At 40.7% G+C, this 14426-nt stretch carries 12 protein-coding genes; 3 read left to right on the top strand and 9 right to left on the bottom strand.

Features of this window, described 5'->3' with window-relative positions:
* Nucleotides 1–345: 345 nt before the first annotated feature.
* Complete coding sequence (gene dinB, locus K0S23_RS06760) at nucleotides 346–1566, bottom strand: DNA polymerase IV (RefSeq protein ID WP_300355670.1); 1221 nt, start codon at nucleotides 1564–1566, stop codon at nucleotides 346–348.
* A gap of 377 nt (nucleotides 1567–1943) precedes the next feature.
* Here dinB and K0S23_RS06755 point away from each other — a divergent pair, with 377 nt between their 5' ends.
* A complete protein-coding gene (locus K0S23_RS06755; protein ID WP_300355669.1) occupies nucleotides 1944–2342 on the top strand; it encodes a hypothetical protein in 399 nt (132 codons plus the stop codon).
* Nucleotides 2343–2388: 46 nt separating this feature from the next.
* On the opposite strand, the gene K0S23_RS06750 is transcribed toward K0S23_RS06755, so the two are convergent.
* From K0S23_RS06750 to K0S23_RS06720, 7 genes are all read right to left on the bottom strand, one after another.
* Nucleotides 2389–4035 (bottom strand): serine hydrolase, encoded by a 1647-nt coding sequence (locus K0S23_RS06750; protein WP_300355668.1) that lies wholly within the window; start codon nucleotides 4033–4035, stop codon nucleotides 2389–2391.
* Nucleotides 4036–4140: 105 nt separating this feature from the next.
* Nucleotides 4141–4488: a 50S ribosomal protein L20 gene (gene rplT / locus K0S23_RS06745; RefSeq protein ID WP_294859496.1), complete on the bottom strand. Its 348-nt coding sequence runs from the start codon at nucleotides 4486–4488 to the stop codon at nucleotides 4141–4143.
* 152 nt (nucleotides 4489–4640) lie between these two features.
* On the bottom strand, nucleotides 4641–4838 hold the full coding sequence (gene rpmI / locus K0S23_RS06740) for a 50S ribosomal protein L35 (protein ID WP_013685072.1): 198 nt from the start codon (nucleotides 4836–4838) through the stop codon (nucleotides 4641–4643).
* Nucleotides 4839–4949: 111 nt separating this feature from the next.
* Nucleotides 4950–5495, bottom strand: a complete 546-nt coding sequence (gene infC / locus K0S23_RS06735; protein WP_300355667.1) for a translation initiation factor IF-3 — start codon at nucleotides 5493–5495, stop codon at nucleotides 4950–4952.
* Between the two features lie 8 nt (nucleotides 5496–5503).
* Nucleotides 5504–7447, bottom strand: a complete 1944-nt coding sequence (gene thrS, locus K0S23_RS06730; RefSeq protein WP_300355666.1) for a threonine--tRNA ligase — start codon at nucleotides 7445–7447, stop codon at nucleotides 5504–5506.
* Nucleotides 7448–7508: 61 nt separating this feature from the next.
* Nucleotides 7509–8012 (bottom strand): hypothetical protein, encoded by a 504-nt coding sequence (locus tag K0S23_RS06725; protein ID WP_300355665.1) that lies wholly within the window; start codon nucleotides 8010–8012, stop codon nucleotides 7509–7511.
* 5 nt (nucleotides 8013–8017) lie between these two features.
* Nucleotides 8018–8872, bottom strand: coding sequence for a hypothetical protein (locus K0S23_RS06720; RefSeq protein WP_300355664.1), 855 nt, complete (start codon nucleotides 8870–8872; stop codon nucleotides 8018–8020).
* Between the two features lie 114 nt (nucleotides 8873–8986).
* Here K0S23_RS06720 and K0S23_RS06715 point away from each other — a divergent pair, with 114 nt between their 5' ends.
* Nucleotides 8987–10927, top strand: coding sequence for a ComEC/Rec2 family competence protein (locus K0S23_RS06715; RefSeq protein WP_300355663.1), 1941 nt, complete (start codon nucleotides 8987–8989; stop codon nucleotides 10925–10927).
* On the opposite strand, the gene K0S23_RS06710 is transcribed toward K0S23_RS06715, so the two are convergent.
* Nucleotides 10924–11808, bottom strand: coding sequence for a hypothetical protein (locus K0S23_RS06710; protein ID WP_300355662.1), 885 nt, complete (start codon nucleotides 11806–11808; stop codon nucleotides 10924–10926). The genes K0S23_RS06715 and K0S23_RS06710 overlap by 4 nt on opposite strands.
* 41 nt (nucleotides 11809–11849) lie before the next feature.
* Between K0S23_RS06710 and K0S23_RS06705 the strand changes: the two genes are divergently transcribed.
* Nucleotides 11850–14303: a DUF5916 domain-containing protein gene (locus K0S23_RS06705; RefSeq protein ID WP_300355661.1), complete on the top strand. Its 2454-nt coding sequence runs from the start codon at nucleotides 11850–11852 to the stop codon at nucleotides 14301–14303.
* Nucleotides 14304–14426 lie beyond the last annotated feature (123 nt).

The raw sequence follows: 14426 nt of genomic DNA, 5'->3' as shown, positions 1-14426 counted from the left end.
AGCCGTGACATCCAGGAACCTGATCCAATCATTCCCCTCCATCTGTGGTTAGGTGTTCAGATGGCAGCAGGTTAGGCAGCTGTTAGTGAACAGAGGGAAACTGATCTATGTTGTGGTTAGGTTTTCATTTGTTTCATTTTGTAAAAGTCATTCCCCTCCGTTTGTTAGGTTTCAGGTGGTAAACGGAGGGAAACAACCGGTGCAGTCAGGTTAGTTGTATTCGTGGTTGGTTCGGTAATAATCAGTTCTGTTTTTCAGTAAAGTATTTCTCCGAATAGTTTTAAACCCTGGTTGATCCGGATATTCGATAATTCCGCTCCCATTTCTCTTCCTTCAGCGGAAATGTCAGACAATCCGGTTTGCAACTATCATTGGAGTTTCCCCTCTAAAAGGATTGAAATGCCCGATACTTTTCACACGCATTCCTATAGCTCTTTGAATTGCCCGTTCACCGAACCGCTCCCGGATATCATCCATCGAATGATACAGGGTGGCTAACCTGGAACCTTCATCGAACAGGCGCATCTGGTAATTCCCATGAACCAACTCACTCATCCGTACTCCAACCAAGCGCACCAAAAGCCGGCGATTATGCAATTTTTCAAACAGGTTCATCACAATCGGGATAATCTCGTGATCTGCTGCAGAATAAGGAATGCGCTGCTGCAAGGTTTTGGTTTGAAAATCGGAATAGCGGATCTTCACCGTCACACAGGCACACACTTTTTTCTCTTTGCGCAACTGGAATACCAGGTTCTCAGCCAGAGCGAAAACAATGGAACGCAATCGGACTATATCGATCGTATCCTTTTCAAATGTGCGCTCACTGGAAATCGATTTTCGTTCACTGTATTGGATTACAGGACTGTTATCGATTCCTTGTGCTTTTTTCCAAATCGCAATTCCGTTTTGCCCGAGCACGCTTTCCAGCATTTCTACCGGCATTTGCTGAATGGTTCCAATGCGTTTCACTCCCAAATTGCAAAGAAGCTGATAGGTTTTCAGCCCGACCATTGGGATCTTCTGCACTGACAGCGGATTCAAAAACAATTTCTCTGCTCCGTCAATGATATTGATCTGGTTGTTAGGTTTCGCTTCTCCCGTTGCGATCTTCGAAACCGTTTTGTTTACCGACATGCCAAACGAGATCGGGAGTCCTGTTTCCTTCATAATCTTCTGCCGCAATTCACCTGCATATTTATAGCAGCCAAAAAAGCGATCCATTCCTGAAAGGTCCATATAGAACTCATCAATAGATGATTTTTCCACCACCGGAACTGCTTCCTGGATAATATCCGTCACCATGCGGGAATACTTCGTATAATTCGCCGAATTTCCACTAATAACAATTGCTTCCGGACAGCGCTCCCTGGCCATTTTCATCGGCATTGCGGAATGGATACCAAACTTCCGGGCCTCGTAACTGCAACTGGCTACCACCCCACGGTCGGATGCTCCGCCAATCAAGATTGGCAAACCATTCAGGCGGCTATCTTCCAAGCGTTCACAGGAGACAAAAAAGGTATCTAAATCCATGTGAACGATACTGCGTTGTTGTTCGTTCATGTCTCGTATTTTTAAATTTTTACGACTGCATAACGTTTCCGAACAAGAGAAAACGAAGTTTTTGAAATACGACAGGTGTGGAATCAACTACCAAACAATGGTTTTTTGAACACTAAGTCGCGATAAATCTTTTAATGCGAAGTGAGCATATTCACTTGCATTTTAAAATTTTTTCTTATCTTCATTCCTATTACAAAATTACACTTTTGATTAATTAAAAATCATAAAATGATTAATAATTAATCAACAATACAAAGATACTTATCAACCACGTAAAGTATTTACGACCAGTGAAGACTTCCAATTTTTCCTATTTAGGTTCAAAAAAAGATGAGAAATTTGTAGATTTTCCGTACCTTTTAAACAAAATAAGTGTCATGAAACAGTTTCTTTTTCTTCTCATGCTCCTGGTGGGAAAGTTTACCTATGCGGACGGTTTGGATGAAGTGCGGATCTACGTTAACCAGAAGTTAGTTGCAACCGTTTACGAGGGAAACAATCAAATACTGGAGCTGAAAGTTTCTGTGGGAGATATTTTAAAATTTGAAGTTCGGACCGATTGGGGAGGAACCGAACATTCCTCCATCAGTGTTTTTGATTACCAAAGCAGTGAAAAAGTGGATGAGCTGATACTAATTTCCAAATTCGAAGCGGATTTTCAGCAAACGATAAGTCCCAAACTGATGGATAGCGAAATGCAATACGTTTTTAATTTCAGTCCGGAAGTGAACCGCACCTGGAAGTTTGCACGGATTATTTTGAAGGAGAAAGAATAAGAATTTATTTATTCATAAACTTATCTACCGTCTATTCTAAAAGGATTCATTTCACAACCGCCGGAATCAAATAATTCCGGATCATCGAATCTACCTGGGAATGACAGTATGGCTGATTATAGGCTGTTGCAGTAATAACAATCACAAAAGGCTGATCTTTGAAAATGATGACTTTATTCCCGCCATTTCCACTGCAATAATAAACCTCGTACTCCTTGCCTTCCACCTCGTAGATCTTATTCCAAAACAGGTAACCGTAATACTCATCTTTCGCAATGGGTATTTGATGGGAAAGGCTTTTCCCCACCCAATCTTTCGGTAAAATCTGTTTCCCATTCCATAAACCCTGATTTTGATAAAGCTGTCCGTATTTAGCGAAATCCAAAGAGCGCATCTGCAAACCTCCCGCCGTATTTACTACTTTTTGAGGTGTGAATTGCCATTTGTAGTTGGTAATTCCAAGTGGTTGAAAAAGGTTTTTGGCTGCATAGTTTTCCAAACCATCCGGAACAGATTTATGAACTACATCTCCCAACACAACAACACCAGCTGTAAAATATTCCCACCTCTTTTCTATCAATTTTGATTCATCTACAGGAAGATTTAAAGTAAAATCGACCCAATTAGCTGTTGGATACATCTTTTCCTCATTTCCGGGAGATTGCTGATCCATATCAAAACCCGTTAAGACCGAACTCATTGTCAACAAATCTTTGAGTTGGATACTGTCTTTGGAGAGTGAATAATTTTGATACTTCTTTAGGTCGTAAAATGCATTCAACGGTTGTGTTTCACTTTTAATGTATCCATCCCGGATAGCAATTCCCAATAAGGTCGAAGCAAAAGATTTCCCCACAGACCGCGTATCATGTAGCGTATTCCTTTTAGCACCGTTAAAGTATTCTTCCAACAACAGTTTCCCCTCTTTGATCACCACAATACTTGTAATGTCTTTGTAATCCTTTGTGAGAATCTTTTTGTTCAATAGTTCTATTTTCGCTGTATCGATATGATCGGTTGACAGCACCCAATCTTTTAGTGGTTTAATTGATTGGATCCTGGCCAATTTTTCAGCGACTTTTACTTCCGGAACCACTAACTTGATTTGTCCTTCAGCAATGAGTTCTCCAACGAGAACCTCCGTTAGTTTCACATAAGGCCTGATTTCTATTTTGAGTGTATGTTCCCCACTTGTTAATGCATCTTGTCCACCACTCATTAAAAACCGATTCCAGAGGAATATTCCCCACGAATCTTCATTTGAAGAGCTGATGAATGGAACACGAAAAATCGTTTTCTGATTTTTACTCTCAGCACTTCCCGCTCCTGGATTCAGATTCTCTTCGTATATTTTTTTTCCGTCAACCCGAAAAGTAAATTGATAGTTTCCGTTTTTGACAAGCTCATCAACAGGTAATTGAGGCGAAAGTACGTGCAGGTAATTGGTTAATGAATTCCCCATAAAAACCCGGATATTCAAATCTGTTTTCTCTTTGAGCACGAAATTGGTTAGAAAGTCGGATTCTTTAAACACTTCAATAGGAATAGTCTTCCCCATGAAAGTAATCTTACCAATATTATTCTTGTGAACCGGATAAGTGATCGAGTCGCTTTTTACTATGTCCGGATATTGGGCAAACAAAGTGTAATTTGTAAAAAAGAGCAGTAACAAAAAGAACAGGGATTTTATCATGGTGTTTTTTATTATTCTAAAATAAGTTTTATTCAAATAGCAAACACAAAAAAAGGCGATCCTTACGAACCGCCTTTTCCTATTGATAAAGTGTATTTTCGATTTTTATTTTTTCACAGAGTCAACTACAGCTTTGAACGCCTCAGGGTGGTTCATTGCTAAGTCAGCTAAAACTTTACGGTTCAATTCGACACCGCTTTTGTTTACAGCTCCCATGAATTGAGAATAGCTCATTCCGTGTAAACGTGCACCAGCGTTAATACGCGTGATCCACAATGAGCGGAAGTTTCTTTTCTTTTGCTTACGTCCTTCGTAAGCATAGTTCAATCCTTTTTCAATAGCATTTTTTGCTACTGTCCAAACATTTTTTCTACGGCCGTAGTATCCTTTGGCCAACTTCATAAAGTTCTTTCTGCGAGCTCTTGAAGCAACGTGATTTACCGATCTTGGCATAACTTTTTCGTTTTTAATAAGGAGTGCAGTATTTTTTCAACTGACTTTGTACTCATTACTTGGTTAACAATACCGCTCCGTAAACAGATACCTCGTATCGAATCGGAGCTTAAATTTTACAAAGTGAAGCGTTCCGCATTAGCGGACCTGCTTTACTTCATATTCAACATTAATTTAACGTTCGACAAATCAGCTTGGTGAACCAAACCTGCGTGAGTCAAATTACGTTTTTGCTTCTTGGTTTTTTTCGTAAGAATGTGGCTTTTGAAAGCGTGTTTTCTCTTGATCTTACCAGACCCAGTTACAGTGAATCTCTTCTTTGCACTGGATGTTGTTTTCATTTTTGGCATTTCTTTTCTCTTTTAAAAAATGAACACTTTATCAACTTTATTCTAATTCAGAATGTAGAATTCAGAATGATGAGAAGATTCTCTCTGCATTCTTCATTCGGCATTCTACATTTATTTTTTCTTAGGGTTGATCATTACAATCATTCTCTTCCCTTCCAATTTCGGCATTTGCTCCAATGTTCCCAAATCAGCTAATTCCTGAACAAATTTCAATAAGAGAATTTCTCCTCTGTCTTTGAAGACAATCGTTCTACCACGGAAAAATACATATGCTTTTACTTTTGAACCTTCCTCCAGGAACTTACGCGCATGCGACAGTTTGAACTGGAAATCGTGATCATCTGTATTCGGACCAAAACGAATCTCTTTCAAGATGACTTTACTTTGCTTCGCTTTTAACTCCTTTTGTTTTCTCTTTTGGTTGTATAAGAATTTACGGTAATCCATAATCTTACAAACCGGGGGAACGGCATTCGGAGAGATCTCAACCAAATCCAAATCCTGCTCTTCGGCTAATTGCAATGCTGCAGCCAAGCTCAATACTTGTGGTTCTTCTCCCTCAACAACTAAACGAATTTCACGAGCGGTGATCTTCCCGTTTATTTTGTGTTCGTCGTTATTTTCTTTTCTTACTGGTTTTCTACTGTCTTTTCTCATTCAGTTAATTAAACATTTGTCGACAATTCTTTTTCTATCGCTAAACGAACCAAAGTTTCGAAAGCTTCTACTGCCATCGAACCTTTATCCCCATCTCCACGCTGTCTTACAGATACTTGCTTTTCTTCAGCTTCTTTCTCTCCTACAACCAGCATGAACGGGATTTTTTTCAGTTCCGCCTCACGTATTTTCTTGCCTATCTTTTCGTTACGGTCATCAACGAATCCGCGAATATCGGAATTATTTAGCAATTCTAAAACATCTTTCGCATAATCGTTGTATTTATCACTAATCGGCAAAATGGCAAATTGCTCTGTTGCCAACCATAAAGGGAAGTCTCCCGCACAGTGCTCCAACAATACGGCAACGAAGCGTTCCATCGAACCAAACGGTGCCCGGTGAATCATTACCGGACGGTGTTTTTGGTTATCCGCACCTGTGTATTCCAACTCAAAACGCTCAGGTAAATTGTAATCCACCTGGATTGTACCAAGCTGCCACTCTCTTCCCAAAGCATCCTGAACCATGAAATCCAGTTTCGGACCGTAAAATGCCGCTTCACCCAATTCAACGATGGTTGGAAGGTTTTTCTCAGCAGCTGCTTCAATGATTGCATTTTCAGCTTTCGCCCAGTTCTCATCCGAACCAATGTATTTTGAAGGGTTCTCAGGATCTCTCAAAGAAATCTGCGCCTTGAAATTCTGAAAATCAAGTGTCTTAAAAATATATAACACCAGGTCAATTACTTTCTTGAACTCTTCTTTTACCTGGTCTTGTGTACAGAAAATGTGTGCATCATCCTGGGTAAATCCGCGAACACGAGTCAAACCGTGCAGCTCACCACTTTGCTCATAACGGTAAACCGTTCCAAACTCCGCAAAGCGGGCAGGTAAGTCTTTGTACGAACGCGGCTTGCTTTTAAAGATCTCACAGTGATGCGGGCAATTCATCGGTTTCAATAAGAATTCCTCATCCGGATCCGGAGTTTTAATTGCCTGGAAAGAATCTGCTCCATATTTCTCATAGTGACCGGAAGTCACATACAATTCTTTATTCCCGATATGCGGAGTAATTACCTGCTCATACCCTGCTTTACGCTGTGCTTTCTTCAGGAAATTTTCCAAACGTTCACGCAGTGCAGCTCCTTTCGGCAACCACAATGGCAAACCTTGTCCTACTTTCTGAGAGAATGTGAACAATTCCAATTCCTTACCCAGCTTACGGTGGTCACGGCGTTTTGCCTCTTCCACTTTCTCCAGGTATTCAGTCAGCTCGGCCTGTTTCGGGAAAGTAATCCCGTAAACACGCGTCAGCTGTTTATTTTTTTCGTCACCACGCCAATAAGCACCAGCGATCGACATCAGTTTTACAGCTTTAATGAAGCCTGTATCCGGAATATGAGGTCCGCGACACAGATCCGTAAAATTCCCCTGTGTATAAAAGGTAATGGAGCCATCCGGTAAATCCTGGATCAATTCCAATTTGTACGGATCTTCTTTCTCAGTGAAGTAAGCCAATGCATCCGCTTTAGAAACTTCCTTACGTACATAAGGATTTTTCAGCTTTGCAAGCTCTTTCATTTTTTGTTCGACTTTTTCCAGATCCTCTTCCTTGAAAGTATAATCCATAAAATCGACATCGTAATAATATCCGTTTGCGATCGGAGGTCCGATAGCCAGTTTAATTCCCGGATAATAAAACTCGAGTGCTTCTGCCATTAAGTGAGCTGAAGAGTGCCACATGGTCGATTTTCCCTCCGCGTCGTTCCAGGTCAGCAACTGCAATGCACAGTCACCGGTCAACGGACGGTTTGCGTCGATTACCACGTTATCCACTTTGGCTGCCAATACGTTACGGGCCAATCCTTCAGAAATGCTAAGAGCAACATCCAATGCTGTTGCTCCTGCTTCGTATTGTCTAACTGATCCGTCAGGAAGAGTTACATTAATCATCACTTATAAAATTTAGTGCAAAGATAGGCTTTATCTATGATAATATGCCTGCTTTCTGCAATTAAGGTTCAATACCGTATACTAAAACAATTCCTTCTTTACTTCCTTTTCCGGAACCGATCGTATATTCGATATGTATATTTCTTAAACGGTCTGCATCCGGGATTTTTGCCACGTATGCGTCATTCAATTCAGCGGTGCTGAATTTCAGGTTTTTACCCTGCGCTTTTTTAAACTCTTTGATTAAAACGCGTTCTTTATTATCAGCAGGAGCATCATAAATCTTCACTGTCAGCGGTGCAGAACATTTCTTTGCACTGATTGCAAATTTATACTCATCCAGTAAAAAGGTGTAAACCTCGATATTCTTAATCTGTTTGGAAGAACCCAATGTAAAGTAGGTTATTTTAGAACCTTCGTAACGGGTTCCTTTGATTAGTTCTTTACACTCTTGTTTCAGGGTGCTCATTTGAGCTTCCAGTACACTATCATTTCCTCCGGAAACTAATCCGATCCACAATAAACAAATGGCAAACGGCAGACTTATCTTAAATAGCTTGATCATAAAAATTATTTTCCAGGTTTAACAATATTTGAACGTACCATTTTCACTTCTTTTGCCAAAGCCTGGTATTCAGCTTCTGTCAATTGCGGCGTTTCAATATTGATGTTTTTTGACACTTTCTTTACGGATGCAAGGCCCTCGTAAGTACTCAAAATACCTTCATACATTTTAATTACTGCTTTTAAGCGGGCATCTTCCTGTGCCGGATGGCTTTTGAAACCTTTGATAATGTTTTTCAACAAACTCATTTGTTCAACCAGGGATTTTCCAACATTTGTTTTATCATTGGTATTGTCGATTGCCAAATACAGTCCTTCGATCCATGCTCCTGAGAATTGAATAGCTCCCAAATATTTCAGGTCGTTATTTTCCATATATTCATCGGATTTGTCCTGGATCTCATAAATCACATCGGTCAATGCTTCTGTATCCCCCAATCCTTTATCGAACTTGGTAATCAATTCTTTATCTGAAAACACGCTTTCCAATCCTACTTTCGATCCCATTTTCTGGATCGCCGCCAAATAATCGCGCGCTTCCTGTGTTTTCGAATTAATTGCGCAATAAGCCATGTCGGTAGAATAAACTCCCAAATTGATCAATTGATCGATTTTCACCGAATAATTATCAGCATTCTCAACCGGGTTAGTTTTATTGGCTTTGTAAGCCAAACCTGCAGCTTTAAACGCATTTGCAATACTAATAGGAGGAGGCAATACATAATCATCATCGGATGATCCATCTGTTCCTTCTGTAGTTTCTATAGTAGCGACTTCTTTCTTTTCAGTCTCGCTACCTCCACACGATGCCAGACTTAGGGTTAGGGCAATAGCAGGTACAAAATAATTCAGTTTCAACATAATTTGGTTTGTAAAGTTTTGATTGTAAAGAAACAAAGAAAAATTAATTTGGGGTGTTCTCAATTGAACAATTTATTAGATTAGTACTGTTTAATTGAAAAAGAACGACACACAATGCCACTATTATCGATTTCACTGGGTCTCATACTGGGTATTCTCTTTTCATTTATTTCCGGGGAAAATTCCGAAGTTGCCGGACTAACAATTACCTCCGTTTTTGCTCTTTGCCTTTTAGCATTGTTATTCGGTCATCTGTTTAAAACAGGTTCTTTTTTCAGAAGTATTCCAATTGCTGCCTTCAGCTGCTTTTTCATGCTGATGGGATTTTGCAAACTGGAACTGGCAAAAAAAGATCTTTCCCGTCCGGAAGAACTTTCAAACAAAGTAAACTTCGGAACTGTTTTTAAAAGTAAACTTTCCGAATCCGGTTATCAAACCATTCATATATCTCTTGAAAAAACAAGCACCGGAAGCAGCCAGGTTCCTGCACAGGGAAATATCATTTTAACACTCGATACGCTGGAAGGAGAATATACTATCGGTGATTATGTCGCATTCAGAACCGAAGTAGAAGCTTTCAGGAACGAAACTAATCCGGGCAGTTTTGATGCCGAATACTACTACGGAACACATTATTATTCGGGGCGGGCTTTCATTGCGTCCAATTTTATTTCAAAGGTCGGTTCGCGTGAAAACCCGAGTATTTTCTTTTCGAAGTGGCAAAACCAGATCGGAGACAAACTGAAATCCTGGCTTCCCGGATCCGTAGCCGGAATCGGCACTGCACTTCTCCTGGGAAACAAAGCCGATATTGACCAGGAAGTTTTGGATTCTTTTTCCAATACCGGAGCAATGCATGTACTTGCAGTTTCAGGTTTACACGTGGGAATTATTTTGATCATTTTCCAATATGTCCTCGGTTTCTTCAGCCGGTGGATCTCAAAGAAACAAGCCATTCTTTTTTCTGTGATCCTTATTTGGGGATTCGGGTTGCTAAGTGGCGCTTCACCTTCGGTTATCCGGGCAGTTGTGATGTTCAGCATCCTGGCCTTGGGACAATTACTCAGCAGGAAAAACAGCGGAATGAACAACCTGATTTTATCTGCAATTGTACTATTGATGTACGATCCTTATTATTTATTCGACATTGGTTTTCAGCTCTCCTATGTTGCTTTGATCGGGATCCTTTTATTTCAAACACCCGTTTACAAGCTCATTTTAGTGAAGCAAAAATGGCTGGATTGGCTTTGGAAAGGAAGTGCAGTGGGAATTGCAGCAACCATCGCAACAACTCCTTTCATGCTTTACTGGTTTCACCAATTCCCGAATTATTTCCTACTTTCCAATGTTGTGGTAATGCTCCTGGGATTTGTGGTCCTGTTATTTTTGATCATACTCATCTTCACAGCATGGATTCCCTACTTCAATTTACTGATCATCTTTTTGACAGTCATTTCACTCCAGGTGCTGGTTATCGGAATTCAGTACGTGAATCAAATTCCGGGAGGAGTTTCCGCCGGATTTGAACTCAATTTCATTCAATTCCTGGTGATCGGAGCATTCATCGGGTATTGTTCGTACAAATTACTGATCAAACAAAGCATTCCACGAAATTCACTAATTGGTTTATGCGTATGTTTTATTTTTATTTCATGGAAAAGAGAACAGAAATTTGAGAAGAACCAACTTCAGATCTTTTCAGGAAAATCCTTTTGCGGAATGATCCAATACGAAGGGAAGCTTCTTACTTTTGCTGAAAACACACCGAAAAACAAGCAAATCCTTCAGACACTCAAAAATGCTGTACGGGATTCGGGACTCAATCCGAATAAATCGATCATTCTGAAATCCGGCAATAAGATCCGCCTGGGAGAGAAAGAAATTTTGTTCACCAAAGCCAACACCGGCTGGAATCTGAAGATTGATACACTCACATTCCACTACCAAATGAGCGGAACTCCCGGAAAACACCACAGGAAGGAATTGCTTTCACAGCGACTACAGCATTATCTATATCCGAACGAGAAGATCAAACCGTTTTGCATTTCGATTTAATTTAAAGGCATAAAAAAACTATCGTACCTTCTGGTAACTACAACATTTTTATCCTTATTCGAGGCCGCTTCTACAACATAAATACTTTGTTTGGTTTCGGGATCCAGTTCTTTTTTGAATGAAAAGACATAATCTGCGACCTGGAAACCAGGGATCTCATTTTTCATTTGACGGGCAGCCAGTTTGAGTACAATCCCCTGAGCTGCCGTACTTCTATTTTCACTTGCAATACGCATTACGACGAACAGGTTTTCCAGGAAAAGGGTCTTTTCTTCTCCCTGTAAGCTAAACTCCTTGTTCTTCATCATCGTGTAAAAGCTCAGATCATCGTTAGAAGTGTAGCCCAAATCTCTTGTCAGCCATTCTTCCTTCATGTACTTCTCCGCCCAAAACTGGTTGGAAATCCCTGTTTTAAATTCATCAATGAAATCCATTTTGCGAAGTACATTGCGGTTATTTAAAAAACACTGGGCAACGATAAATTCACAGGTCGTATCCTGAACGAGCTCGAACCAATGAGTTTCCATATACAGAACTTCAGTAGTATCCGCAAGCAAAGCCATCTTTTGATCTTCAATGAGCGGATCAATCTCTTTAGTCGGGAAACCATTTTGGCTCAAACGGTATTTCACTTCGAAAAGCGAATCCAAACGCTCATAAGACTGCGGCTTTACAACCACCGTCTCACCATAAGTCAGCGGAATATATTTCTTGTTTACCGCTGCAAAATCTCTTCCCAGTTGTGCTTCCAGGCTTGCTTTCCGGCTTTGTGCCAAATCTTCCAGGCTTGGTCCCGGAACATACTTTAAACCACAGGAAGTAACTGCTCCGGCAATGAGGAAAATAAGGGTAAAACGACTTAGAAAGTTTATTCCTGACATATGTATGACTTTATATTATCAAAAATAACGAATTTTGTCGGGTGAAATTAAGCTACCATATACTTCTAACTTTTATTCTGATTTCATTTTCCTTTCTGGCTCAAAAAACTGTTTCAGGGAAGAAAACAAATCATGCCATTCTTTTAGACGGTATGCTTTTGGAAGTTGCCTGGGATGAAGCCGAGACAGCAACGGACTTTATCAATAACTATCCGAATCCGGGAATTGCAAGCCGGTTCAAAAGCGAAGTGAAGTTTTTGTACGACGACCAATACATTTACATCGGTGCTAAACTGACAGACAACCAGCCAGACTCCATTATCGCTTTCTTATCCGAGCGAGATGACTACGGAAATGCGGACTGGTTCGGAGTTTTAATTGATCCTTATGGTTCGGGACAAAATGCTTTCGGGTTTTACGTAACCGCTGCCGGAACCGAACTGGATGCAATTATCAATCAAAACGAAGAAGATTATTCCTGGAATGCAGTCTGGAGGAGTAAAGTAAAACGGATCGCTGAAGGGTGGAGCATTGAGATCCGGATTCCGCTTACCCAATTGCGCTTTCCTAAAGAACTGATCCAGAATTGGCGGATCAATTACGTTCGAAACATACGCAGGAACCGCGAAACTTCTCACTGGTCAGCCGTTGATCCGCAGCAATACGGTGAAATTGCACAAAGTGGTTACCTGAAAGGCCTTGAAAACTTAGGCAATCCCCTGCGACTTTCATTTTCTCCCTACTCCACCATGTACCTGGAAGACAGCTACGATGAAAACACCCAGACTCAAAACTGGGGATTCCGTCCAAGATTCGGCATGGACATGAAGGTCGGACTAAGCGAATCATTTACACTGGATGCCACATTGATACCGGATTTCGGTCAAACCGTTTCTGACCGGCTGATTTTGAATCTTTCTCCGTTTGAAGTCCGCTACCCGGAGAACAGGCCTTTCTTCCTGGAAGGAATGGATTTATTTGGAATCGGAGATCTCTTCTACTCACGACGAATCGGGGCAGAAAGCTATTTGAAAGAGCAGGCAATCGACTCAGCTGCACAAGATCCGAACAACCGCATCAGTTCCATTCCTGCCCGGGCACAATTGATTAATGCCCTGAAAATATCGGGAAGAACAAAAGGTGGTTTGGGAATCGGGGTGTTCAATGCCATTGAAAACAGATCCTTTCTTCACTATGAAGACTCTGCTGGAAACGACCACAAAGTATTGGCTCATCCCCTTTCGAATTACAATGTTTTCGTTTTATCCCAGAACTTAAAAAACAACGCCAATATCTCGCTCTTAAACACAAATGTATTCCGGCCGGAGATCAATCTTGTTTCCAATGTCAGCACACTGGAAGGTTTGGTGTTCAATAAATCGAAAGTCTACAGTATTTCGGCAAATACGCAAGTTTCAATTAATTCCACCGGGAACAATGTAAGTGTAGGTCGTGCTTCCTCCATTAGTTTTCAAAAAGTAAAGGGAGTTAACCAGTTCAATATCGACTACTATGATTCCGATAATAATTACAATTCCAATGAACTGGGCTTTTTACCCCGGAATAACTTCTTAGGTTTTTACGGGCGTTACCGCTGGACAGGTTACCAGGCTACCAAGCGGCTTTTGAGAAGAAACTTTTCTGCAGAAAGCAACATCGAGTATTTGTACAAGCCTACCAAACTGGGCTACTGGTCGATCAATTCGGAATACATTGTAACTACTAAAAAATTCCTTTCCACGGGAGTATCTCTGAATTATTATCCCTTGGGGGAAAGAGACTACTTTGAATCGCGCACATTCGGAATCCCGGTTCACTTTCCCGCATCCTTCCAGTACGGAGGTTTTTATTCAAGCGATTATTCCAAGCGATTTGCACTGGATTTCTATGCATATCACCGTATTTTCGACAGAAAGGGTATGTCGAACCTGGATTTGAACATCAGTCCGCGGATTCGAATTGCTCCAAAGGTTTTCACCGTATTAAGCTCTACCGTTAACCGTTACTTCCATAATTTCGGGTACGTCAGAGTCAGTGATACCAATTACACAGATCAGATCACACTTGGAAACCGGGAACGCTGGATTGTTACCAACTCCATTTCCCTGGATTACACCTTTACAAAAACCTTTCGTTTAAAACTGCAGTTCAATCACTACTGGCAGGAAGTTTCTTACCGATCATTTATGGCATTATCGGATGACGGAAGTTATCATGCGTCTTCTTATAGCGGAACAGATTCTTTAGGTCAGAGCTACCATAACACCAGTTTTAATGCCTTTACAGTTGATTTTGACCTGCGTTGGGTGATTTATCCCGGAAGTGAGATTCGCTTCGTCTGGAAATACAACATTTATGCTTCGAAAAACGGGCTGGATTACGGTTACTTCAATACCTTCCGCAATTTGTTCGACAATCCTTATTTGAACTCCTTTTCAGTGAAAGGTCTTTTCTATATAGATGCCGGGAAGTGGTTCCGAAAGAAAATCGTGTGAGCTTGAATATTTTAAAACACACGCAGATTAGCAGATTTTCGCAGATCCCATTGCTTTAGTTAGTAGTTTAAAAGGACACTTAACAAAAGAGCGCGAAAAGCACATTAACAACTCACTTACAAT

It is taken from the genome of Fluviicola sp. (assembly GCF_029266855.1).
Lineage (GTDB): Bacteria > Bacteroidota > Bacteroidia > Flavobacteriales_D > Crocinitomicaceae > Fluviicola.
The sequence above is the reverse complement of the archived record's forward strand: the minus strand, read 5'-3'. Positions and strand labels throughout refer to the sequence as shown.

Bases quoted from the DNA above. Each gene is read 5' to 3' on its own strand.
- dinB (WP_300355670.1), bottom strand. From the start codon at position 1,566: ATGAACGAACAACAACGCAGTATCGTTCACATGGATTTAGATACCTTT.
- K0S23_RS06755 (WP_300355669.1), top strand. From the start codon at position 1,944: ATGAAACAGTTTCTTTTTCTTCTCATGCTCCTGGTGGGAAAGTTTACC.
- K0S23_RS06750 (WP_300355668.1), bottom strand. From the start codon at position 4,035: ATGATAAAATCCCTGTTCTTTTTGTTACTGCTCTTTTTTACAAATTAC.
- rplT (WP_294859496.1), bottom strand. From the start codon at position 4,488: ATGCCAAGATCGGTAAATCACGTTGCTTCAAGAGCTCGCAGAAAGAAC.
- rpmI (WP_013685072.1), bottom strand. From the start codon at position 4,838: ATGCCAAAAATGAAAACAACATCCAGTGCAAAGAAGAGATTCACTGTA.
- infC (WP_300355667.1), bottom strand. From the start codon at position 5,495: ATGAGAAAAGACAGTAGAAAACCAGTAAGAAAAGAAAATAACGACGAA.
- thrS (WP_300355666.1), bottom strand. From the start codon at position 7,447: ATGATTAATGTAACTCTTCCTGACGGATCAGTTAGACAATACGAAGCA.
- K0S23_RS06725 (WP_300355665.1), bottom strand. From the start codon at position 8,012: ATGATCAAGCTATTTAAGATAAGTCTGCCGTTTGCCATTTGTTTATTG.
- K0S23_RS06720 (WP_300355664.1), bottom strand. From the start codon at position 8,872: ATGTTGAAACTGAATTATTTTGTACCTGCTATTGCCCTAACCCTAAGT.
- K0S23_RS06715 (WP_300355663.1), top strand. From the start codon at position 8,987: ATGCCACTATTATCGATTTCACTGGGTCTCATACTGGGTATTCTCTTT.
- K0S23_RS06710 (WP_300355662.1), bottom strand. From the start codon at position 11,808: ATGTCAGGAATAAACTTTCTAAGTCGTTTTACCCTTATTTTCCTCATT.